The sequence below is a fragment of the Streptomyces sp. NPDC005931 genome (assembly GCF_042871235.1).
GTDB lineage: Bacteria > Actinomycetota > Actinomycetes > Streptomycetales > Streptomycetaceae > Streptomyces.
On record NZ_JBIAIG010000002.1, the window covers coordinates 470604 to 491098 of the forward strand.

Genomic DNA, 20495 nt, shown 5'->3' on the forward strand with positions numbered 1-20495 from the left:
CGACGGGGCAGAGCGGGGCGTGGACGGTGCACACCGCCGCGGCCGGGCGGAGACGGCGACGGAACCGGGATCGGGGGCAAGGGGCGGAATGGACGCGCACGACGAGGGCTCCCGCGCCCGCCACGGCCCCGGCCCCGAGCGGCCGACCAGTCCCGCCGGACAGAACCACCAGGCCCACCAGGCCCACCAGGCCCACCAGGCCCACCGGGCCGGGCCGGCCGACTCGCCGCCGCCGACCGCCTCGACCCACCGGACCGGACCGTCGGAACCGGCCGGCTCGGCCGAGCGACCGGAGTCCGCTCTGCCGTCGCGGCCGTCCGGGCCCGCCCTCCCGTCGCGGCCGTCCGGGCCCGCCCTCCCGTCGCGGCCGTCCGGGCCCGCCCTCCCGTCGCGGCCGTCCGGGCCCGCCCTCCCGTCGCGGCCGGCCAAGCCCACCGAACCGTGTCCGCCGAGCCAGTTCGGTGACCCGTCCCGGTCGGCCGAGCCCACCCAACCGTGTCCGCCGAGCGAGTTCGGCGACCCGTCCCGGCCGTCCGAGCCCCGCACCGGTGTGGCCGCGCTCTCGCTGCGCCATCAGATCGGGGCCGCGGTGGCCCTGGCCCTCGTGGCGGCAGCGGTCTGCGTGCATCTCGGGATGACGTTCCTGCACGTCGCGCCCTCGAACACGGTCTCCAAGGAGCACGGCGCGGTGATCGAGGACTGGATCTACCCGGAGTTCGAACAGAACTGGAAGCTGTTCGCGCCGAACCCGTTGCAGCAGAACATCGCCGTGCAGGTGCGCGCCGACATCCGGACGGGTGACGGGGGAGCGCGGACCACCGGCTGGTACGACCTGTCCGCCGAGGACGGCCGCGCCATCGACGGAAATCCCCTGCCCAGTCACACCCAGCAGAACGAACTGCGCCGCGCCTGGGACTTCTTCGTCGCCTCCCACGATGCGGACAACCGACCGATGGGCCTGCGGGGCGCGCTGTCCGAGACGTATCTGCGCCGGATCATGGTGCTGCGCCTGGACCGGGCGGACGCCGCGGGACCGGGCGGCCTCGTCGAGCGCGTACAGGTGCGCTCCCGCACGTCCAACGTGCCCGCACCCGAGTGGAGCCGGGAGCGGATCTCCACCACGCCGGTGTACCGCACGCTGCCCTGGTGGCCGGTGCCGGAGGACGAGGCCCGGGGAGGCGTCGGGTGAACCGCTTCTCGCTCGCGGTATCGCGCGTCATCGCGCGGGTCGCCGACTGCGCCCTCGGCCCGTACCAGACCGCCGTGATCCGCGTCGGTTTCAGCGCCACCTGGCTGCTGTTCCTGCTGCGCGAGTTCCCCCACCGCCACGAGTTGTACGGCCCCGGCGGCCCCTGGAACACGGATCTCGCCGAGCAGTTGGTGGGGATGAACGGTGCCTTCACGGTGCTGCTGTGGTTCGACGGCCGGGGCTGGTTCGAGGTCTGCTACGGGCTCGCGATGCTGTCCGGCGTCCTGCTGCTGCTCGGCTGGCGCACCCGGACCATGTCGGTGCTGTTCATGGTGGGCGTGCTCTCGCTGCAGAACCGCAGCATCTTCATGGGCGACGGCGGCGACAACGTCCTGCACCTGATGTCGGTCTACCTCGTGTTCACGCGCTGCGGTCACGTCTGGTCGCTGGACGCGCGCCGGGAGCGGCGCACACGGGAGGCACGCGCGCGTGGGGAGCTGCCGCGGGACCGGGTCGGGCAGGCGCTGTGGGGGGTGCTGGGCCTCCTGCTGCTCGTGGTGACCGCGGCGGGCCGACTGGACGGCGACCGGCTGATCCCGGTGCTGCTGTGGACGACGTGGGCGGCGCAGGCCCTCTGGTGGCTGGTGGGCCGCCGCACGCGGGCCGGGCAGGCCCGGGTCCTGCTGGACGTCGTGGCGAACATCGTGCACAACGGCGCACTGCTGGTGATCATGGCCGAGGCGTGTCTGATCTACGCCACGGCCGGCTGGTACAAGGTCCAGGGCTCCCGCTGGCAGGACGGCACGGCGGTCTACTATCCGCTGCAACTGGAGTACTTCTCGCCCTGGCCGGGCCTCGCCGACCTGCTCTCCGCGAGCGGCACCGTCGTGATGCTGGTGACCTACGGGACGGTCGCGGTGCAGGTCGCCTTCCCGTTCACGCTGTTCAACCGGCGGGTCAAGAACGTCCTGCTGGCCGTCATGATGACCGAGCACGCGGTGATCGCGGTCGTCCTCGGCCTGCCCTTCTTCTCACTGGCGATGATCGCGGCCGACGCGGTCTTCCTGCCGACGTCCTTCCTGCGGCGCCTGGGGAACGGGGTGGCACGCGCGCGTGGCCGCCTGCGCCCGCACGGAGGCGGAACGCCCACCGTGCCCGGGCCACGGCCCGGGGAGCCGGGCCCCGGCGGGGATCCCCGGACGGTGGTTCCCACGCCCCGGGAGACGCCGAGCGGCCGCACGTAGGCTTCACCGCATGACCGCGCCCGACCCCGACCCCGCGACGACCGCCTCCGACCTCGGTCCCGCGACGACCGCCTCCGACCTCGGTCCCGCGAAGACGACCCCAGGCCTCGCTCGTGCGACGACGGCGCCCGAACCCGCCGATGCCGTCGCCGTCTGGCGCCGTCTGGCCGGCACGGCCGTCCTGCTCGACGGCTTCCACGCCCTCAAGCACGCGGTGCGCTTCGGTGCGCGGGTCGAGGTGGCCGTCACCGCCGACCGGGCCGCCGCACTCGCCCTGGCCGACGAACTGGCGCCGGACGTGCGGGAGACGCTGGCGGAGCTGCTGACCGAGGTGCCGCACGGGACGTACGCGTCGCTGGTGGCACGCCCGCACCCCACGGCCGTGGCCGCGCTGGCCGAACGGCCCGCCCGCGCGGGCAACCTAGAGCGGCTGGCGCACACCCCGCGCACCGCCCCCGTGGTGGTGCTCGACAACCCTCGCAACCTGGGCAACGCGGGCGCCGTGATCCGGCTGGCCGCCGGTTTCGGGGCGACCGGGGTCGTCACCACCGGCACGCTCGACCCCTGGCATCCCACGGTCGTGCGCGGCGGGGCCGGGCTGCACTTCGCCACCGCCGTGGAACGGCTCGGCGTCGACGAACTGCCGCCCGGGCCGCTGTTCGCGCTCGACCCCGAGGGCGAGGACATCCGCTCGCTGACGCTGCCGGACGACGCGCTGCTCGCCTTCGGGTCCGAGCGCAGCGGGCTGTCGCCCGCACTGCGCACCCGGGCGGACCACCTGGTGGCGCTGCCGATGCGCCCCCAGGTCTCCAGCTACAACCTCGCCACCAGCGTGGCGATGACGCTGTACCACTGGAGTGCCACCGGGGGCGCGTCCGCCTAGACCCGCCGGGCCCTGCTGCCGCCCGAGCCGCCGCTGGACCTGCCGAGCCCCTCCCTGCCCTATGCCTCGCGGCGCACCTCGACCACCCGGAAGCGGTTGGCGACGAAGGCGCCGTCGCACAGGGCCGCGTTGGCCGCCGGGTTGCCGCCGGAACCGTGGAAGTCGGAGAAGGCGGCCGTCTGGTTGACGTACACCCCGCCGGTGAGGTTGAGGGAGAGCTGGGCGGCCTCCTCCAGGCAGACCTCGCGCACCGACGCCTCGACCTCCGTCGAGGTCGTGTACGCGCCGACGGTCATGGCGCCCTTCTCCCGGATGGTGCGCCGCAGCAGCTCGACCGCGTCGCCGGGCGAGTCGACCGCGACGGCGAACGAGACCGGGCCGAAGCACTCGCTCATGTACGCCGCCTCGGCGTCCGGCTTGGCGCCGTCCAGCTTCACGAGCACCGGGGTGCGGACCACCGCGCCCGGGAACTCCGGGTTGGCCACCTCGCGAGAGGCGAGGGCGACCTCGCCGAGGCCGGCGGCGGCCTCGAGGCGGGCCTTGACGTCCGGGTTGACGATGGCGCCGAGCAGGGCGTTGGCGCGCGAGTCGTCGCCCAGCAGGCCGTCGATCGCCTTCGCGAGGTCGGCGGTGACCTCGTCGTAGGACCTGGGGCCCTGGTCGGTGGTGATGCCGTCGCGCGGGATCAGCAGGTTCTGCGGGGTGGTGCACATCTGCCCGCTGTAGAGCGACAGGGAGAACGCCAGGTTGGCGAGCATCCCCCGGTAGTCGTCCGTGGACTCCACGACGACCGTGTTGACACCGGCCTTCTCCGTGTAGACCTGCGCCTGGCGCGCGTTGGCCTCCAGCCAGTCGCCGAACTCGGTGGAACCGGTGTAGTCGATGATCCGGATCTCCGGGCGCGTCGCGAGCGTCTTGGCGATGCCCTCGCCGGGTCGCTCGGCGGCCAGCGCCACCAGGTTCGGGTCGAAGCCGGCCTCGGTGAGCACCTGGCGCGCCACCTGCACCGTGAGCGCCAGCGGCAGCACCGCGCGGGGGTGGGGCTTGACCAGGACCGCGTTCCCGGTGGCGAGGGAGGCGAACAGGCCCGGGTAGCCGTTCCACGTCGGGAAGGTGTTGCAGCCGATGACCAGGCCGATGCCGCGCGGGACGGGGGTGAAGTGCTTGGTCAGCGCCAGTGGGTCGCGCTTGCCCTGGGGCTTGGTCCACTCCGCGGTCTCGGGTGTGCGGACCTGCTCCACGTATGCATAGGCGACCGCCTCCAGGCCGCGGTCCTGCGCGTGCGGGCCGCCCGCCTGGAACGCCATCATGAACGCCTGCCCGGAGGTGTGCATGACCGCGTGCGCGAACTCGTGGGTCCGGTCGCTGATCCGCTTGAGGATCTCCAGGCAGACCACCGCGCGCCCTTCCGCGCCCGCGTCCCGCCACGCCCGCATCCCGGCCCGCATGGCGGGCAGCAGCACGTCGAGTTCGGCGTGCGGATAGCTCACGCCCAGCTCGATGCCGTACGGGGAGACCTCGCCGTCGACCCAGCCGTCCGTGCCCGGCTGGCCGAGGTCGAGGCGGGTGCCGAGCAGGGCGTCGAAGGCGGCCTTGCCCGCGGCCATGTCCAGGCTGCCGTTCTCCCCGTAGGCCTTGGGGTGCTCCGGGTGCGGGGACCAGTACGCGCGCGTGCGGATCGCTTCGAGCGCCTGGTCCAGGGTGGGCCGGTGGCGGGCGATCAGCTCGTGCGCCGTGAGTTCGGCGGCCATGGGGGACCAACTCCTCGTCTGGAGAACTCTTCGTCGAGTTCATGACCTGGGCATGAAGATGGGCAGGAATGGGTGGTCAGAGTTAGAGTAACCGAACGATCGGTCGGTTCAAGGGGTCCGCCGCATCTGTGGAAAGCCCCGTGCGGGAGGATCGCGCACATGACAGCACTCGACCTCAGCAGCCCCGTGGCGGTCGTCGGCACCGGCACCATGGGCCAGGGAATCGCCCAGGTCGCGCTGGTCGCCGGGCACACCGTGCGGCTGTACGACGCCGCCCCGGGCCGCGCCCGCGAGGCGGCCGACGCGATCGGTGCCCGGCTCGACCGGCTCGTGGAGAAGGAGCGGCTCGCCCCGGCCGACCGGGACGCGGCGCGTGCCCGCCTGCTGCCCGCAGCGGACCTGTCCGAACTTGGAGACTGCGGACTGGTCGTCGAGGCGGTCCTGGAACGCCTGGACGTCAAGCAGGAGTTGTTCCGCGCGCTGGAGGACGTCGTCTCCGGCGACTGCCTGCTCGCCACCAACACCTCCTCCCTGTCGGTCACCGCCATCGGCGGCGCCCTGCGCCGGCCCGGCCGCTTCGTGGGCCTGCACTTCTTCAACCCCGCGCCACTGCTGCCGCTCGTGGAGGTCGTGACCGGGCACGCCACGGAGGCGGTCCACGCCACGCGCGCGTACGAGACCGCCCGTGCCTGGGGCAAGAAGCCGGTCGCCTGCGCCGACACCCCCGGGTTCGTCGTCAACCGCATCGCCCGGCCCTTCTACGCGGAGGCGTTCGAGCTCCACGAGACGCGCGTGGCCGACCCCGCCACCATCGACGCGGTGCTCCGCGAGGCGGGCGGCTTCCGCATGGGCGCCTTCGAACTCACCGACCTGATCGGGCAGGACGTCAACGAGGCGGTGACCCGCTCGGTCTGGGAGTCCTTCTTCCAGGACGCCCGCTTCCGGCCATCCCTGGCCCAGCGCCGCCTGGTCGAGTCGGGCCGGCTCGGCCGCAAGTCGGGGCACGGCTGGTACCCGTACGGGGAGGGGGCGCGGCGGCCCGAGCCGAGCACCGCGGACAAGGAGGACCGGCCGGCGTACGTCACCGTGGTCGGTGACCTCGGCGCCGCCGCCGAACTGACGGGGATGATCGCCGAGTCGGGCGTGGAGATGCGCCTCGAGGACGGGGAGCCGGGTGAGGCCGGGTACCTGCGGCTGCCGGGCGGCGGCAAGGTCGGCCTGGTCGGGAGCGTGTTCTTCGTGGACGACGAGGGCCGCGCCGACTTCGTCGCCTTCGACGTGTCCGCCGACTACCGCGCGGCCGGCCGGGTCGCCCTCGCCGCCGACCCGGACGCCTCCGCCGAGACCCTCGCCGGGGCCACCGGGCTCTTCCAGGCGCTCGGCAAGAGCGTCACCGTCCTCGACGACGACCCCTTGTCCGGCATGGTCGTCGGTCGGACCGTGGCCCGGATCATCGACCTCGCGCACGACGCGGTGGCGCGGGGCGTGGCCACCGAGGAGGACGTCGACACCGCGATGCGGCTGGGCGTCAACCACCCCCTCGGCCCCTTCGAGTGGAGCCGTCGGCTCGGCCCGGGCTGGGCGTACTCCCTGCTGGAGGACCTCCACCGGGTCGATCCGTCCGGCCGTTGCGCACCGTCCCTCGCGCTGTGGCGCCACGCGCACGCCGCCGAGCAGCGGGAGACCACCCCATGACCACCGCCCGGCGCGACACCTACACCCCGGAGACGCTGCTGTCCGTCGCCGTGCGGGTCTTCAACGAGCGCGGCTACGACGGCACCTCCATGGAGCACCTTTCCAAGGCGGCCGGGATCTCCAAGTCGTCGATCTACCACCACGTGGCCGGCAAGGAGGAGCTGCTGCGCCGCGCGGTGAGCCGGGCGCTGGACGGACTCTTCGGCATCCTCGACGAGGAGCACGCGCGCGTGGGGAAGGCCGTGGAGCGCCTGGAGCACGTCGTACGGCGCACGGTCGAGGTGCTGATCGCCGAACTGCCGTACGTGACGCTGCTGCTGCGGGTGCGCGGCAACACGGACACCGAACGGTGGGCCCTGGAGCGGCGCCGCGAGTTCGACCACCGGGTGGCCGGGCTGCTGAAGGCCGCGGCGGCCGAGGGGGACGTGCGCCCCGACATAGAGGTTCGGCTGGCGACCCGGCTGGTCTTCGGCATGGTCAACTCGATCGCCGAGTGGTACCGCCCCGACGGGCGCGGCATGAACGAGCGCGAGGTCGCCGACGCGGTCGTCCGGCTGGCCTTCGGGGGGCTGCGCCGGTCCTCCTGAGGGTGGGGAGGCGGGTGCGGGTGTGCCCTTCCGGCCCGCCCGGTCCCGCGCCCTCTCGGCTCCGCCTTGGTGGTCGTGCGCCCACGCCCGGCCTGGCTTTTTGGTGGTCGTGCGCGCCCGGCCGCGCCTTCCTGGTCGCCCGAGCGCGCCCGGCCTCGCTACTTGCCCGTCGTCCGCACCCGGCCGCGCCTCTGATAGCCGCGCCTCCTTGTCGCCCGAGCGCGCCCGGCCCTCCGGGAGGGCCGCCTCCCCGGCCGCCCGCCTCAGCCCTGCGGCTCCAGGTCCTCCTCCTCGAACACCAGCAGCGTGCGGGTGCTGAGCACCTCGGGGATGGCCTGGAGTCGGGTGAGCACCAGCTCGCGCAGCGCCCGGTTGTCCGGCGTGTGCACCAGCAGCAGCACGTCGAAGTCCCCGCCCACCAGGGCGATATGGGAGGCGCCGGGGAGCTGCCGCAGTTGCTCGCGGACCGTGCGCCAGGAGTTCTGCACGATCTTGAGGGTGATGTACGCCGACGTCCCGTGCCCCGCCCGCTCGTGGTCGACGCGCGCCCCGAAGCCGCGGATGACACCGTCCTCCACCAACCGGTTGATGCGCGCGTAGGCGTTCGCGCGGGAGACGTGGACGCGTTCGGCGACCGACCGGATCGAGGAGCGGCCGTCCGCCTGGAGCATGCGCAGAATGTCCTGGTCGATGGCGTCCAGCGGTCGCGGCGGCTGAGGCTCGCTCCCCTCCGTGCCCTCGGCCATTTGTTCAGATGCCACGCGCCCCCGCCTCCCTACGATGGACGTCCTGCGTCCATCCCATGCTGTGGAGAACCGTTTGTCCACAGCCTGGCGCCACCCGTAGCCAAAATGTGCCGGCGACCGAACAATCGGTTGGTGAGGCGCGTCACAGACGCCGCGCCTCCTAGCCGCTCCCACGAGGAGGTGCCGTCATGACGGTCATGGAGCAGCGGGGCGCGTACCGGCCGACCCCGCCGCCCGCCTGGACGCCCCGCACCGACCCCGCGCCGCTGCTGCCGGACGCGGAGCCGTATCGCGTGCTCGGCACCGAGGCGGCCGCCAAGGCCGACCCGGAGCTGATGCGCCGGCTGTACGCGGAGCTGGTGAAGGGCCGCCGCTACAACGCACAGGCGACCGCACTCACCAAGCAGGGCCGTCTCGCGGTCTACCCCTCCAGCACCGGCCAGGAGGCCTGCGAGATCGCCGCCGCGCTGGTCCTCGAGGAGCGCGACTGGCTCTTCCCGAGCTACCGCGACACCCTCGCCGTGGTCGCCCGAGGCGTGGCCCCCGTCGAGGCCCTCACCCTGCTGCGCGGCGACTGGCACACCGGCTACGACCCCTACGAGCACCGGGTCGCTCCGCTCAGCACCCCGCTGGCCACCCAGCTGCCGCACGCCGTCGGGCTCGCCCACGCGGCCCGCCTCAAGGGCGACGACGTGGTGGCCCTGGCCATGGTCGGCGACGGCGGCACCAGCGAGGGCGACTTCCACGAGGCGCTGAACTTCGCCGCCGTCTGGCAGGCCCCGGTCGTCTTCCTGGTCCAGAACAACGGCTTCGCCATCTCCGTCCCGCTCGCCAAGCAGACCGCTGCCCCGTCGCTGGCCCACAAGGCCGTCGGCTACGGCATGCCCGGCCGCCTGGTCGACGGCAACGACGCCGCCGCCGTGCACGAGGTGCTCGCCGACGCCGTACGGCACGCCCGCGCGGGCGGTGGCCCCACCCTCGTCGAAGCGATCACGTACCGCGTGGAGGCGCACACCAACGCCGACGACGCGACCCGCTACCGCGGTGACGCCGAGGTCGAGACCTGGAAGCGGCACGACCCCGTCACGCTGCTGGAGCAGGAGCTCACCGGGCGCGGTCTGCTCGACGCGGACGGCATCGAGGCGGCCCGGCAGGAGGCCGAGACCATGGCCGCCGCCCTGCGCGAGCACATGAACCGCGACGCCGAGCTCGACCCCATGGACCTCTTCGCCCACGTCTACGCCGAGCCCACCCCCCAGCTGCTGGAGCAGCGGGCACAGTTGCGGGCCGAACTGGACGCCGAGGACGAGTCGGAAGGGGCGCAGCGATGACCACCGTCGCCTTCAAGCCGGCCACCATGGCACAGGCCCTCACCCGCGCACTGCGCGACGCCATGGCGGCCGACCCGTCGGTGCACGTGATGGGCGAGGACGTCGGCACCCTCGGCGGTGTCTTCCGGATCACCGACGGGCTCGCCAAGGAGTTCGGCGAGGACCGCTGCACGGACACGCCGCTGGCCGAGGCGGGGATCCTCGGGACGGCCGTCGGCATGGCGATGTACGGGCTGCGCCCGGTCGTGGAGATGCAGTTCGACGCGTTCGCCTACCCGGCGTTCGAGCAGCTCGTCTCCCACGTCGCGAAGATGCGCAACCGCACGCGCGGCAAGATGCCGCTGCCCCTCACCATCCGCGTCCCCTACGGCGGCGGCATCGGCGGCGTCGAGCACCACAGCGACTCCTCCGAGGCGTACTACATGGCGACCCCGGGCCTGCACGTCGTCACGCCCGCCACCGTCCCCGACGCCTACGGGCTGCTGCGCGCCGCCATCGCCTCCGACGACCCGGTCGTCTTCCTGGAGCCCAAGCGGCTCTACTGGTCGAAGGACTCCTGGAACCCGCAGGAGCCCGCGACCGTTGAACCGATAGGCCGCGCGGTGGTGCGGCGCTCCGGCCGGAGCGCCACGCTCATCACGTACGGGCCGTCCGTACCCGTCTGCATGGAGGCGGCCGAGGCGGCCCGGGCCGAGGGCTGGGACCTCGAAATCGTCGATCTGCGCTCCCTGGTGCCGTTCGACGACGAGACGGTGTGCGCCTCGGTGCGGCGGACGGGGCGCGCGGTCGTCGTCCACGAGTCGGGTGGCTTCGGCGGCCCGGGCGGGGAGATCGCGGCCCGGATCACGGAGCGCTGCTTCCACCACCTGGAAGCGCCGGTGCTGCGTGTGGCCGGGTTCGACCTGCCGTATCCGCCGCCGATGCTGGAGCGCCACCACCTGCCCGGCGTGGACCGGATCCTGGACGCCGTGGGGCGCCTGCAGTGGGAGGCCGAGAGCTGATGGCACAGGTGCTGGAGTTCAAGCTCCCCGACCTGGGTGAGGGGCTCACCGAGGCGGAGATCGTGCGCTGGCTGGTGGAGGTCGGCGATGTCGTCGCCGTCGACCAGCCGGTCGTCGAGGTCGAGACGGCCAAGGCGATGGTGGAGGTGCCCTGCCCCTACGGCGGCGTGGTCACGGCCCGCTACGGCGACGAGGGCACGGAGCTGCCCGTGGGCGCCCCGCTGCTGACGGTGGCGGTCGGCGAACCGGCGGGGAGCGCGGGTGCCGCGACGGCCGAGGGCACGCGCGGCCAGGACCAGGCGGCCACCGAGGGCTCCGGCAACGTCCTGGTCGGCTACGGCACCTCCGAGGCCCCGGCCCGGCGCCGCCGGGTGCGCCCGGGCACCGTCGCGCCCCAGGCCGGCGCGACCGCCGGCGGCAAGGGCACGGCCACCGCGGCGAACGGCAGTCGCACGGCGGCCGCCGGTGACGGCCGGACCGCGGCCGCCGGCCCGGTGGACGGTCCCGTCCCGGTGATCTCGCCCCTGGTGCGAAGGCTGGCCCGGCAGAACGGCCTGGACCTGCGGGAGATGACCGGCTCCGGACCCGACGGACTGATCCTGCGGGCGGACGTGGAGTACGCGCTGCGTGCTGCCGCCGCCCAGGGCCAGACGCCCGCCGCGCGGGCGGGGTCGCCGGCCACCGCGGCCCCGCAGCCGGCGCACGCCACGGCGTCCGCCGCTCCGCGGACCGCGCACGTCACCCGCGTCCCCCTCAAGGGCATCCGCGGGGCCGTCGCCGACAAGCTGTCCCGCAGCCGCCGCGAGATACCGGACGCGACCTGCTGGGTGGACGCCGACGCGACCGAGCTGATGCGGGCACGGGCCGCGATGAACGCGGCCGGCGGGCCGAAGATCTCCGTGCTCGCCCTGTTGGCGCGGATCTGCACCGCCGCGCTGGCCCGTTTCCCTGAGCTCAACTCCTCCGTCGACACGGAGGCCCGGGAGATCGTCCGCCACGAGCAGGTGCACATCGGGTTCGCCGCCCAGACCGACCGGGGCCTCGTCGTCCCCGTCGTCCGGGACGCGCACGCGCGGGACGCCGAGTCGCTGACCGCGGAGTTCGCCCGGCTGACCGAGGCGGCCCGGGCCGGCACGCTCACGCCCGCCCAACTCACCGGTGGCACGTTCACGCTGAACAACTACGGCGTCTTCGGCGTCGACGGCTCCACTCCGATCATCAACCACCCGGAGGCGGCCATGCTCGGCGTCGGCCGGATCGTCCCCAAGCCGTGGGTGCACGAGGGGGAGCTGGCGGTACGCCAGGTCGTCCAGCTCTCGCTCACCTTCGACCACCGGGTGTGCGACGGCGGCACGGCGGGCGGCTTCCTGCGGTACGTGGCGGACTGCGTGGAACAACCGGCGGTGCTGCTGCGCACCCTGTGATTCCGGCCTCTTCCCGGTACCTCCCGGCCCCCCGCGTTCTCCGTGATCGCGGGGGGCACGCATACTCAGGGGTGTGACCGAGTACGAGCGCCCCTTCGAAGGGGGCGACTCCGCGTACGACGCCGTCGTGCTCGCCGGTGGTGGCGCGCGCCGACTGGGCGGCGCAGACAAGCCCGGCGTGAGCGTCGGCGGTCGGGCGCTGCTCGACCGGGTGCTCGCGGCCTGCGCCGGGGCCCGGACCACCGTCGTCGTCGCCGACCCCCGGCCCACCGGGCGCCCCGTCGTCTGGGCGCGCGAGGAACCGCCGGGCGGCGGGCCGCTCGCCGCGCTCGAGGCCGGTCTGCGGCACACCACCGCCGACCGTGTCGTGCTGCTCTCGGCCGACCTGCCGTTCCTCGACGAGCGCACCGTCCGGGTGCTCTTGACCGCGCTGCGCGTCAGCACGGCCGACGGGGCCGTGCTGACCGACGCGGACGGCCGGGACCAGCCGCTCGTGGCCGCGTACCGGACGGCGTCCCTGCGCGCCGGACTCGCCGCGCTCACGGGTGGACACGGCGCCCCGGGCGGGCTGGGCGGGCTTCCGCTGCGCCGGCTGACGGGCTCGCTCGATCTCACCCGTATCTCCGACCCGGTGGCGTCCTTCGACTGCGACACCTGGGACGACATCGCCCTTGCCAGGGCACGCATCAGGGAGCATGGGAACGTGTTGGATGAATGGATTTCCGCAGTCAAGGACGAGCTGGGCCTCGATCTGGACGTCGACACCGGCGTGCTGCTCGACCTCGCCCGTGACGCCGCCCACGGCGTGGCCCGGCCCGCGGCCCCGCTGACCACGTTCCTCGTCGGTTACGCGGCCGCGCGGGCCGGCGGCGGCCCGGAGGCCGTGGTCGAGGCCGCCCGCAAGGCCGCGGCACTCGCCCTGCGCTGGGCCGACGAGGACACCGCCGACACGCCCGGAACCACCGGCGCGAAGACCGCGCCGTCCGAGGACACCCGGGCCGACGCCGCCCCCGGCGCGACGCCCGAAACCCGCCCGGACGCCTGATGGCCGCGCACGCCACCCGGGCCGGCGAGGACGCCGACGACCTCGACGTCGACGAGGCCCTCGCCCTCGTGAAGGAAGACCGCGGCCGCGATCCCGGCCACCCCCTCGGCCACCACCCGCCCGCCGGGCCACGGGAGGCCGGGCCCACCTCCGCCACGTCCCCCAAGGACCCGCGCACCATGTCCCCGAAGGACCGGTCCCCCGAGGGCGAGCGCTCCGGCGCCCCTCGCGACCCGCACCGCAGGGCGGCCACGCCCTGGACCGAGGCCCGGAGCATCGCCGAACGTGCCGCCCGGCAGCGCGACGGCGGCCGTACGGCCCGCCGCCCCCCGGTCCAGGTGCCCCTCGACGCGGCCCTGGGTCTCACCCTGGCCGCCCCCCTCACCGCCCTCACCGACCTGCCCTCCTTCGACACCTCCGCGATGGACGGCTGGGCGGTGTCCGGACCCGGCCCCTGGGACGTGCGCGAGGAGGGCGTCCTCGCCGGGCACACCGCGCACGCGCCGCTCACCGACGGCGAGGCCGTCCGCATCGCGACCGGCGCCAGGATCCCCCTGGACACCACCGCAGTGCTGCGCAGCGAGCACGGCCGCACCGACGGAAACGGCCGTCTGCACGCCGCCGTCCCCCGGGCCACGGGCACCACCACGGTCGCGCACGGCCAGGACATCCGCCCCCGCGGCCAGGAGTGCCGCAGCGGCGACCAGTTGCTGCCCGTCGGCACCCAGGTGACCCCGGCCGTGCTGGGCCTGGCCGCGGCGGCCGGGTACGACACGCTCACCGCCGTGCCCCGCCCCCGCGCCGACGTCCTGGTCCTCGGCGACGAGCTGCTCACCGAGGGCCTGCCGCGCGAGGGCCTGATCCGGGACGCGCTCGGCCCGATGCTGCCTCCGTGGCTGCGCGCACTCGGCGCCGAGGTGACCTCCGTCCGCCGGGTCCGCGACGACGCCGAGGCGCTGTACGAGGCGATCACGGCATCCGGTGCCGATGTCGTCGTCACCACCGGCGGCACAGCGGCCGGGCCGGTCGACCACGTCCACCCCACCCTGCGCCGCATCGGCGCCGAACTCCTCGTGGACGGCGTACAGGTGCGTCCCGGCCACCCCATGCTGCTGGCCCGCACCAAAGAGAACCAGCACCTCGTCGGCCTGCCCGGCAACCCCCTCGCCGCCGTCTCGGGACTGCTCACCCTCGCCGAGCCCCTGCTGCGCACCCTGGGGGCCCGGCCGGCCACCGAGCCGTACCGGGTACCGCTGCGGGACGGGGTGCAGGGGCACCCGCACGACACCCGGCTGGTCCCGGTCACCCTGCGCGGCGACCACGCGCTGCCGCTGCTCTACAACGGCCCGGCCATGCTGCGCGGCGTGGCGGCGGCCGACGCGCTCGCCGTCGTTCCGCCGGGCGGAACACGGCCGGGGCAGGAGGCCGAACTGTTGGACCTGCCCTGGGCATCAGCGGGAATCGGGGTGTGTTTCACGTGAAACTTCCGGGTCAGGACGCCATCGCCCGTCAGGCGGACGAACATCTGGTGACCCATGTGGTCAAGCTGCCGCGGAAGATGGTGGAGCACCCGATCCGCCAGGTCACCAAGCGGCTCTCCATCGCTCTCGTGGTTCTCGCGGTGACCGCGATGATCGTCTACCTCGACCGCGACGGGTACAACGACAACTCCGACGGCGCGGTCGATCTCCTCGACGCCTTCTACTACGCGACCGTCACGCTCTCCACCACCGGGTACGGCGACATCACTCCGGTCAGCGACGCCGCCCGGCTCACCAATATCTTCGTCATCACGCCGTTGCGTGTGCTGTTCCTGATCATCCTGGTCGGCACCACCCTCGAGGCACTCACCGAACGCACCCGGGAGGAGTGGCGACTGAACCGCTGGAGGTCCACGTTGCGCGATCACACCGTTGTCATCGGCTTCGGCACCAAGGGCAGGTCGGCGATCAAGACGGTCTGCGCGACCGGGGTCAAGAAGGAACAGGTCGTCGTGGTCGACCCCAGCGGCAAGGCGGTCGACGCCGCGACGGCCGACGGGTACGCGGGCGTGGTCGGGGACGCGACGCGCAGCGAGGTCCTCAAGCGGGCCGAGGTGCACAAGGCGCGGCAGATCATCATCGCGACCCAGCGCGACGACACGGCCGTCCTCGTGACGCTGACGGCCCGGCAGCTCAACCGCGGCGCCAAGATCGTGGCCGCGGTGCGCGAGGAGGAGAACGCGCCGCTGCTGAAGCAGTCGGGTGCCGACGCGGTCATCACCAGCGCGAGCGCGGCCGGCCGGCTGCTGGGCCTGTCCGTGCTCAGCCCTTCGGCGGGCATGGTGATGGAGGACCTCATCCAGCAGGGCACGGGGCTCGACATTGTGGAGCGTCCCGTCATAAAGGCCGAGGTGGGCAAGACCCCGCGGGAGGCGGACGACCTCGTGGTGAGCGTCGTCCGCGGGCACCGGGTGCTCGGCTACGACGATCCGGCCGTCGGCACCCTGGAGCTGACGGATCGGCTGATCACGATCGTGCGGGCGACGCCGGGCACAAAGGTCCTGCCCGACGTCCGTCCGCTCCCCCGCCCCTGACCGCCGGGCGCCCGGCGGTCAGGGTTGCCGGGCGCTACTTGCGGTTGTAGAGCCGCATCGTGACCGGCCCGAAGACCAGCACGAACAGGGCCGCCCAGCCGAGCGTCCAGGCGATCTCGTCGGCTGGCCAGTCGCCCGCCATCAGTCCGCGCACCGCGGACGCGAGATGGGTGACGGGGCTGTTGTTGACGAACGCCTGGAGCCAGCCCGGCATGGTCCGGGGGTCGACGAAGACGTTGGAGAGGAAGGTGAGCGGGAAGATCACCATCATGCTGACGCCCATCACCGACTTCTCGGTGCGCAGCAGCAGCCCGAACATCGTCCAGATCCACGAGAACGCGAACGAGAAGACCACCAGCAGCGCGATCCCGGCGAGCACTCCGGCGACGCCGCCGTCCGGGCGGTAGCCGAGGATCAGGCCGACGGTGAGCATCACGACGGACGCGATGGTGTAGCGCAGGGCGTCGCCGAGCAGATAGCCGACCATGGTGGACGGCCGCCAGATGGGCAGGCTGCGGAACCGGTCGAAGACGCCCTTCTCGATGTCGGTGTTGACCGAGACGCCGGTGTACATCGTGATCATCACGACCGACATCACGAGGATGCCCGGCAGCAGGAACTGGATGTACTTCTCCGGCGAGCCGGCCAGCGCCCCGCCGAACAGGTACGTGTACATCAGCACCATCATGATCGGGAACGCGGTGACGTCGAAGAGCTGCTCCGGCACGTGCTTGATCTTCAGGATCGCCCGCCAGCCGAAGGTCAGCGAGGCGGACCAGGCGCTGGGGCGCGGTGGGCGCTCCTTGGCGACCAGCAGTTCGGCGAGGGAGTCGGTGCGGACCGGGGCGAGCTCGGTGCTCTCGGTGGTCGTCGCGGTGCTCATGCCGCCACCTCGTCCTTCGGGTCGTGGGAGTCGTCGTGGGTGTGCGCGGAGTCGGACGCGTGGGTGTCGTGGCCGGTGAGGGCGAGGAACACCTCGTCCAGGCTGGGCTGGCCGAGGGAGAAGTTGTCCACGGTGACACCGGCCCGGGCCAGCTCGCCGAGGGCGCGGGCGGCCTGCTCGGCGGCGGTGTCGTCGCTCGCGGCCGTGCCGAGGCGGGCGGTGAGGGCAACCGGGTCGGGTTCGGGCTGCACCTGGGCGTCGAGGGTGGTGCGCAGGAGTTCGGCGGCGAGGGGGCGCTGGTCCGGGTCCCGTAGCCGCAGATGGACGGAGCCGGCGCCGACGGACGCCTTCAGCTCGCCCTTGGTGCCCTCGGCGATCACCTTGCCGCGGTCGATGACGGCGATGCGGGAGGCGAGCTGGTCGGCCTCGTCCAGGTACTGGGTCGTCAGCAGGACGGTGGTGCCCTGAGCGACCACGGCGCGGACGATGTCCCAGACCTGGTTGCGGCTGCGCGGGTCGAGGCCGGTCGTCGGTTCGTCGAGGAACAGCAGGTCTGGGGTGTTGAGGATGGACGCGGCGATGTCGATGCGGCGCCGCATGCCGCCCGAGTAGTGCTTGACCTGCTTCCCTGCGGCGTCCGTGAGGCCGAAGGCCTCGAGGAGCTGGGCGGCGCGGGTGCGGGCGGCGGGCTTGCGGTGTCCGAGGAGGCGGGCCAGCAGGACCAGGTTCTCGGTGCCGGTGAGGTCCTCGTCCACGGAGGCGTACTGGCCGGTGAGGCTCACCCGGCCGCGCACCTCGTCGGCCTCGCGCACGATGTCGTGCCCGAAGACGTGGGCCTCGCCGCCGTCGGGGCGCAGGAGGGTGGCGAGCATCTTCACGGTGGTGGTCTTGCCGGCGCCGTTGGGGCCGAGGACGCCGTACACCGTCCCGGCCGGCACGGCGAGGTCGACCCCGTCGACGGCCCGGGTCTCACCGAAGGTCTTGACCAGGCCCGCGGTCTCGATCGCCAGGCCGGACGTCTTGGTGCTCATGCTGGGGTCCTTCCGCATGCGTGGGCTACGCAGGGGAGACCTTCACCGTCCCGCAAACTCATCGCTCCCGCACCCGGATTTCTCACGGATCGGCCCCCCGGAGGGGGAGCCGGGCCGTGCCCCGGGCGGTGGCGGGAAGGAGCGCGTCAGGGGGCAGTGGTAGACGTGACCCCCGGCCGGGTGCTGTGAGGTCAGGAGTAGCGTCGGGCGCATGTATGCGATCACGATTGCTGAACCCGGTGGGCCCGAGGCGCTGGTGTGGGCCGAGGTGGACGATCCCGTGCCCGGGGAGGGCGAGGTGCTGGTGGAGGTGACGGCGGGAGCCGTCAACCGGGCCGACATCCTTCAGCGGCAGGGGTTCTACGCGCCGCCGCCCGGTGTGTCGCCGTACCCGGGGCTGGAGTGCTCCGGGCGGATCGCCGCGCTCGGGCCCGGGGTGGGCGGATGGTCGGTCGGGGACGAGGTCTGCGCACTGCTCTCGGGCGGTGGTTACGCGGAGAAGGTCGCCGTTCCGGCCGGGCAGCTGCTGCCCGTGCCCGAGGGACTCGACGTGAAGTCGGCCGCGGCGCTCCCGGAGGTCGTCAGCACGGTCTGGTCGAACGTCTTCATGATCGCCCACCTTCGCCCCGGCGAGACCCTGCTCGTGCACGGCGGCTCCAGCGGCATCGGCACGATGGCGATCCAGCTCGCCAAGGCCGTCGGCGCCCGGGTCGCCGTCACCGCGGGCACCAAGGAGAAGCTCGAGCGCTGCGCCGACCTGGGCGCCGACATCCTCGTCAACTACCGTGAGCAGGACTTCGTCGAGGAGGTGCGGCGGGCCACGGACGGCGCCGGCGCGGACGTCGTCCTCGACAACATGGGCGCCAAGTACCTGGACCGCAACATCCGCGCCCTCGCGGTCAACGGCCGGCTCGCGATCATCGGCCTCCAGGGCGGTGTCAAGGGCGAGCTGGACATCAACGCCCTGCTGCGCAAGCGGGCCGCCATCAGCGCCACCTCGCTGCGGGCCCGGCCGCTCGAGGAGAAGGCGGCGATCGTGGCGGCCGTGCGGGAGCACGTGTGGCCGCTGATCGCCGGCGGGCACGTCCGTCCCGTGATCGACCGCGAGATCCCGATGCCGGACGCGGCCGCCGCCCACCGGGTGGTGGAGGACAGCGGCCACGTCGGGAAGGTCCTGCTGGTGACTCCGCGCTGAACCCGCACCCGCCGGGTCGGCCGCCGTCCGCGGTGCGCCGGCCGCGCATGCGCCGGGTCGTCCGCTGGTGGCCGTGTGCCGACCGCGTACGCGCCGGGGTCGGCCGCCGGCCGCCCGCGCCGAGTCCGGTCCCGGGCCGGCCGCCGGACCTGTGCGGATGGCCGCCGCGGGTCGGCGGTGGGGCCCCGGGGCGGTCCGTGGCGCGGCCCCGGGGCCGCGTCGCGACCGGTCGGCAGGAAAGCCGCGGTCGGGCGGGGTCCCGGTCGGCCCCGGTCTCAGCTCGTGCCCTGGCGCAGCCGCAGCCCGACGAAGGCGAGGCCGAAGCCGAGTCCGATGAGCATCAGGCCGCTGCCCAGCGGCAGGATGCGCAGGACGGGCCCGCCGGCACTTCCGTTCCCCGCGGCGGCGTTCGGCACGGGTTCCGCCGACCGTGCCGTGGGCACCGGAACGGCCTCTGCCGCCGCGTCCGGGACGGCCTCGCCGACACCGGCGCTCGGCGTCCCGGGCAGCTCGGGCAGGGCGCCCACGTCCGCGGGCTGCCCGTCCGGTAGGGCACCGACCTCACCGGCGTCCTCCTCGGCAGGCTCCCGCCGCCCGGGCCGCTCCCGCCCCTCACCCGGCCGGCTCCCGGCCCGGGACGGCTCGGCGGAGGGCGCGGGGGAAGGGGAACGGAAGGCGGCCCCGGGGCCGGCGCCGGGCGCCACTTCGGAGCGGGAGTGCGGACCGGGGCCGGCGGCAGGGTCCGCAGGGGTGCGGGATCCGGACCACGCGTCGGAGTCCGACTCCGAGCCGGATGCGGGACGCGAGCCCTCGTGGACACGGGAGCCGGGGGCCGCACCCCGACCGGACCCGGGACCGTCCCCCCGGCGCCCGTCCCTGTCCCCGTTGTCGTTCCCGCCCGCCTCCCCCTCAGCCCCCCGGGCCGTCCCCGCCCCGGACCCGGTGTGCGAGACGGAGCCCGTCTCCGCCGCCCCCTGTGCCCCGTACGCCACAAGCCCGCCCCAGGGCACCATCACCGTCCCCGCCCCAGCACCCAGGACAACCCCCACCCGCAGGGCGAGCCCCACCCACGTCGCCCCCGCTATGCGCAGCCATGGAGTCACGACCGTGACCTCCCGCGCCGGCCGGTGCTCGTGCACACCGTCGGCAAGTTGGGCCGAATGGACGTCAAACAGCCTCCCATTTCCGTGCAATCCCGGCATGTCGGATACCCCCGTCGGGTCGACCCCGCCGGGGACGACGGCGGCTCGGCCTCAGTGGGGGGCACCACACGGAGGAGCGGTCCGCGTGCGCGACAATGGCGGCATGGAGATGCCGAGGAACGAACGGTCGCCGGAGAATCCGCAGATCCTGGTCGTCGGCCAGGACGGGATGGCGCTCAGCGGCGGCAACGGAGACGAGGACTCCCGCGAGACGCCGCTGACGGAGCAGGTGGAGCAGCCGGCGAAGGTCATGCGGATCGGCAGCATGATCAAGCAGCTGCTGGAGGAGGTGCGCGTGGCTCCTCTCGACGAGGCCAGCCGGGCCCGGCTGAAGGAGATCCACGCCAGCTCGGTGAAGGAGCTCGAGGACGGCCTGGCGCCGGAGCTGGTGGAGGAACTTGAGCGGCTCTCCCTGCCGTTCACGGACGAGGCGACCCCGAGCGACGCCGAACTGCGGATCGCCCAGGCTCAGTTGGTGGGCTGGCTGGAGGGCCTCTTCCACGGCATCCAGACCACCCTGTTCGCCCAGCAGATGGCCGCCCGCGCCCAGCTGGAGCAGATGCGCCGCGCTCTTCCGCCCGGCGTCGGCGACGGCCACGAAGAGCCCCACCCGGGCGGCCGCTCGGGCGGCCCCTACCTCTAGGCCCTGCCTCTGGTCCCGCCTTGAGCGCCCGGCGTCCCGTGGTCCCGCCCGGGACGCGCGGTGTCCACCG

At 73.7% G+C, this 20495-nt stretch carries 18 protein-coding genes; 13 read left to right on the top strand and 5 right to left on the bottom strand.

The features are described 5' to 3' along the window. Positions 1-301: 301 nt before the first annotated feature. The 3 genes from ACFYOV_RS06130 to ACFYOV_RS06140 are packed head-to-tail and all read left to right on the top strand — an operon-like array spanning position 302 to position 3316. The gene (locus tag ACFYOV_RS06130; RefSeq protein ID WP_389084080.1) at positions 302-1189 is read left to right on the top strand and encodes a DUF5819 family protein; all 888 of its coding nucleotides are present in this window, start codon (positions 302-304) and stop codon (positions 1187-1189) included. After that, on the top strand, positions 1186-2433 hold the full coding sequence (locus tag ACFYOV_RS06135; protein ID WP_389083374.1) for an HTTM domain-containing protein: 1248 nt from the start codon (positions 1186-1188) through the stop codon (positions 2431-2433). Before ACFYOV_RS06130 ends, ACFYOV_RS06135 begins: the two co-directional genes overlap by 4 nt. Before the next feature lie 10 nt (positions 2434-2443). Next, the gene (locus tag ACFYOV_RS06140) at positions 2444-3316 is read left to right on the top strand and encodes a TrmH family RNA methyltransferase (protein ID WP_389083376.1); all 873 of its coding nucleotides are present in this window, start codon (positions 2444-2446) and stop codon (positions 3314-3316) included. A 59-nt stretch (positions 3317-3375) separates the two neighbouring features. Here ACFYOV_RS06140 and paaN read toward each other — a convergent pair whose 3' ends face one another. Next, the gene (gene paaN, locus ACFYOV_RS06145; protein ID WP_389083379.1) at positions 3376-5067 is read right to left on the bottom strand and encodes a phenylacetic acid degradation protein PaaN; all 1692 of its coding nucleotides are present in this window, start codon (positions 5065-5067) and stop codon (positions 3376-3378) included. A gap of 159 nt (positions 5068-5226) precedes the next feature. Here paaN and ACFYOV_RS06150 point away from each other — a divergent pair, with 159 nt between their 5' ends. Both ACFYOV_RS06150 and ACFYOV_RS06155 read left to right on the top strand, forming a co-directional pair. Then, positions 5227-6762, top strand: coding sequence for a 3-hydroxyacyl-CoA dehydrogenase (locus ACFYOV_RS06150; protein ID WP_389083381.1), 1536 nt, complete (start codon positions 5227-5229; stop codon positions 6760-6762). After that, a complete protein-coding gene (locus ACFYOV_RS06155) occupies positions 6759-7349 on the top strand; it encodes a TetR/AcrR family transcriptional regulator (protein WP_389083384.1) in 591 nt (196 codons plus the stop codon). Before ACFYOV_RS06150 ends, ACFYOV_RS06155 begins: the two co-directional genes overlap by 4 nt. 263 nt (positions 7350-7612) lie before the next feature. Here ACFYOV_RS06155 and ACFYOV_RS06160 read toward each other — a convergent pair whose 3' ends face one another. Then, on the bottom strand, positions 7613-8095 hold the full coding sequence (locus ACFYOV_RS06160; RefSeq protein WP_389084082.1) for an Lrp/AsnC family transcriptional regulator: 483 nt from the start codon (positions 8093-8095) through the stop codon (positions 7613-7615). A gap of 188 nt (positions 8096-8283) precedes the next feature. On the opposite strand from ACFYOV_RS06160, the gene pdhA reads away from it, so the two are divergent. From pdhA to ACFYOV_RS06190, 6 genes are all read left to right on the top strand, one after another. After that, positions 8284-9426 (top strand): pyruvate dehydrogenase (acetyl-transferring) E1 component subunit alpha, encoded by a 1143-nt coding sequence (gene pdhA, locus ACFYOV_RS06165; protein ID WP_389083386.1) that lies wholly within the window; start codon positions 8284-8286, stop codon positions 9424-9426. Further along, positions 9423-10427 carry an alpha-ketoacid dehydrogenase subunit beta gene (locus ACFYOV_RS06170; protein WP_389083388.1) on the top strand — a complete coding sequence of 335 codons (1005 nt, stop codon included), beginning with the start codon at positions 9423-9425 and terminating at the stop codon, positions 10425-10427. Before pdhA ends, ACFYOV_RS06170 begins: the two co-directional genes overlap by 4 nt. Next, positions 10427-11851 carry a dihydrolipoamide acetyltransferase family protein gene (locus tag ACFYOV_RS06175; RefSeq protein WP_389083391.1) on the top strand — a complete coding sequence of 475 codons (1425 nt, stop codon included), beginning with the start codon at positions 10427-10429 and terminating at the stop codon, positions 11849-11851. The genes ACFYOV_RS06170 and ACFYOV_RS06175 overlap by 1 nt, the downstream gene beginning before the upstream one ends. 73 nt (positions 11852-11924) lie before the next feature. Further along, on the top strand, positions 11925-12896 hold the full coding sequence (locus tag ACFYOV_RS06180; RefSeq protein WP_389083393.1) for an NTP transferase domain-containing protein: 972 nt from the start codon (positions 11925-11927) through the stop codon (positions 12894-12896). Then, positions 12896-14377 carry a molybdopterin molybdotransferase MoeA gene (locus tag ACFYOV_RS06185; RefSeq protein ID WP_389083396.1) on the top strand — a complete coding sequence of 494 codons (1482 nt, stop codon included), beginning with the start codon at positions 12896-12898 and terminating at the stop codon, positions 14375-14377. Before ACFYOV_RS06180 ends, ACFYOV_RS06185 begins: the two co-directional genes overlap by 1 nt. Beyond that, positions 14374-15471 carry a potassium channel family protein gene (locus ACFYOV_RS06190; protein ID WP_389083398.1) on the top strand — a complete coding sequence of 366 codons (1098 nt, stop codon included), beginning with the start codon at positions 14374-14376 and terminating at the stop codon, positions 15469-15471. The genes ACFYOV_RS06185 and ACFYOV_RS06190 overlap by 4 nt, the downstream gene beginning before the upstream one ends. A 34-nt stretch (positions 15472-15505) precedes the next feature. Here ACFYOV_RS06190 and ACFYOV_RS06195 read toward each other — a convergent pair whose 3' ends face one another. Further along, positions 15506-16354 (bottom strand): ABC transporter permease, encoded by an 849-nt coding sequence (locus tag ACFYOV_RS06195; RefSeq protein ID WP_389083402.1) that lies wholly within the window; start codon positions 16352-16354, stop codon positions 15506-15508. Further along, on the bottom strand, positions 16351-17385 hold the full coding sequence (locus ACFYOV_RS06200) for an ATP-binding cassette domain-containing protein (RefSeq protein ID WP_389083404.1): 1035 nt from the start codon (positions 17383-17385) through the stop codon (positions 16351-16353). Before ACFYOV_RS06200 ends, ACFYOV_RS06195 begins: the two co-directional genes overlap by 4 nt. A gap of 211 nt (positions 17386-17596) precedes the next feature. Between ACFYOV_RS06200 and ACFYOV_RS06205 the strand changes: the two genes are divergently transcribed. Further along, entirely contained in the window at positions 17597-18580 is a 984-nt protein-coding gene (locus ACFYOV_RS06205) for an NAD(P)H-quinone oxidoreductase (RefSeq protein WP_389083407.1), read from the top strand. 275 nt (positions 18581-18855) lie between these two features. Here the strand turns inward: ACFYOV_RS06205 and ACFYOV_RS06210 are convergent, their stop codons facing one another. Next, on the bottom strand, positions 18856-19107 hold the full coding sequence (locus tag ACFYOV_RS06210) for a hypothetical protein (protein WP_389083409.1): 252 nt from the start codon (positions 19105-19107) through the stop codon (positions 18856-18858). A gap of 778 nt (positions 19108-19885) precedes the next feature. On the opposite strand from ACFYOV_RS06210, the gene ACFYOV_RS06215 reads away from it, so the two are divergent. Next, positions 19886-20425 (top strand): bacterial proteasome activator family protein, encoded by a 540-nt coding sequence (locus ACFYOV_RS06215; RefSeq protein ID WP_389084085.1) that lies wholly within the window; start codon positions 19886-19888, stop codon positions 20423-20425. Positions 20426-20495 lie beyond the last annotated feature (70 nt).

What these genes read in the sequence shown, in the direction of transcription:
- ACFYOV_RS06140 (WP_389083376.1), top strand. Translation starts at nt 2,444, where the DNA reads ATGACCGCGCCCGACCCCGACCCCGCGACGACCGCCTCCGACCTCGGT.
- paaN (WP_389083379.1), bottom strand. Translation starts at nt 5,067, where the DNA reads ATGGCCGCCGAACTCACGGCGCACGAGCTGATCGCCCGCCACCGGCCC.
- ACFYOV_RS06150 (WP_389083381.1), top strand. Translation starts at nt 5,227, where the DNA reads ATGACAGCACTCGACCTCAGCAGCCCCGTGGCGGTCGTCGGCACCGGC.
- ACFYOV_RS06155 (WP_389083384.1), top strand. Translation starts at nt 6,759, where the DNA reads ATGACCACCGCCCGGCGCGACACCTACACCCCGGAGACGCTGCTGTCC.
- ACFYOV_RS06160 (WP_389084082.1), bottom strand. Translation starts at nt 8,095, where the DNA reads ATGGCCGAGGGCACGGAGGGGAGCGAGCCTCAGCCGCCGCGACCGCTG.
- pdhA (WP_389083386.1), top strand. Translation starts at nt 8,284, where the DNA reads ATGACGGTCATGGAGCAGCGGGGCGCGTACCGGCCGACCCCGCCGCCC.
- ACFYOV_RS06170 (WP_389083388.1), top strand. Translation starts at nt 9,423, where the DNA reads ATGACCACCGTCGCCTTCAAGCCGGCCACCATGGCACAGGCCCTCACC.
- ACFYOV_RS06175 (WP_389083391.1), top strand. Translation starts at nt 10,427, where the DNA reads ATGGCACAGGTGCTGGAGTTCAAGCTCCCCGACCTGGGTGAGGGGCTC.
- ACFYOV_RS06185 (WP_389083396.1), top strand. Translation starts at nt 12,896, where the DNA reads ATGGCCGCGCACGCCACCCGGGCCGGCGAGGACGCCGACGACCTCGAC.
- ACFYOV_RS06195 (WP_389083402.1), bottom strand. Translation starts at nt 16,354, where the DNA reads ATGAGCACCGCGACGACCACCGAGAGCACCGAGCTCGCCCCGGTCCGC.
- ACFYOV_RS06200 (WP_389083404.1), bottom strand. Translation starts at nt 17,385, where the DNA reads ATGAGCACCAAGACGTCCGGCCTGGCGATCGAGACCGCGGGCCTGGTC.
- ACFYOV_RS06205 (WP_389083407.1), top strand. Translation starts at nt 17,597, where the DNA reads ATGTATGCGATCACGATTGCTGAACCCGGTGGGCCCGAGGCGCTGGTG.
- ACFYOV_RS06215 (WP_389084085.1), top strand. Translation starts at nt 19,886, where the DNA reads ATGGAGATGCCGAGGAACGAACGGTCGCCGGAGAATCCGCAGATCCTG.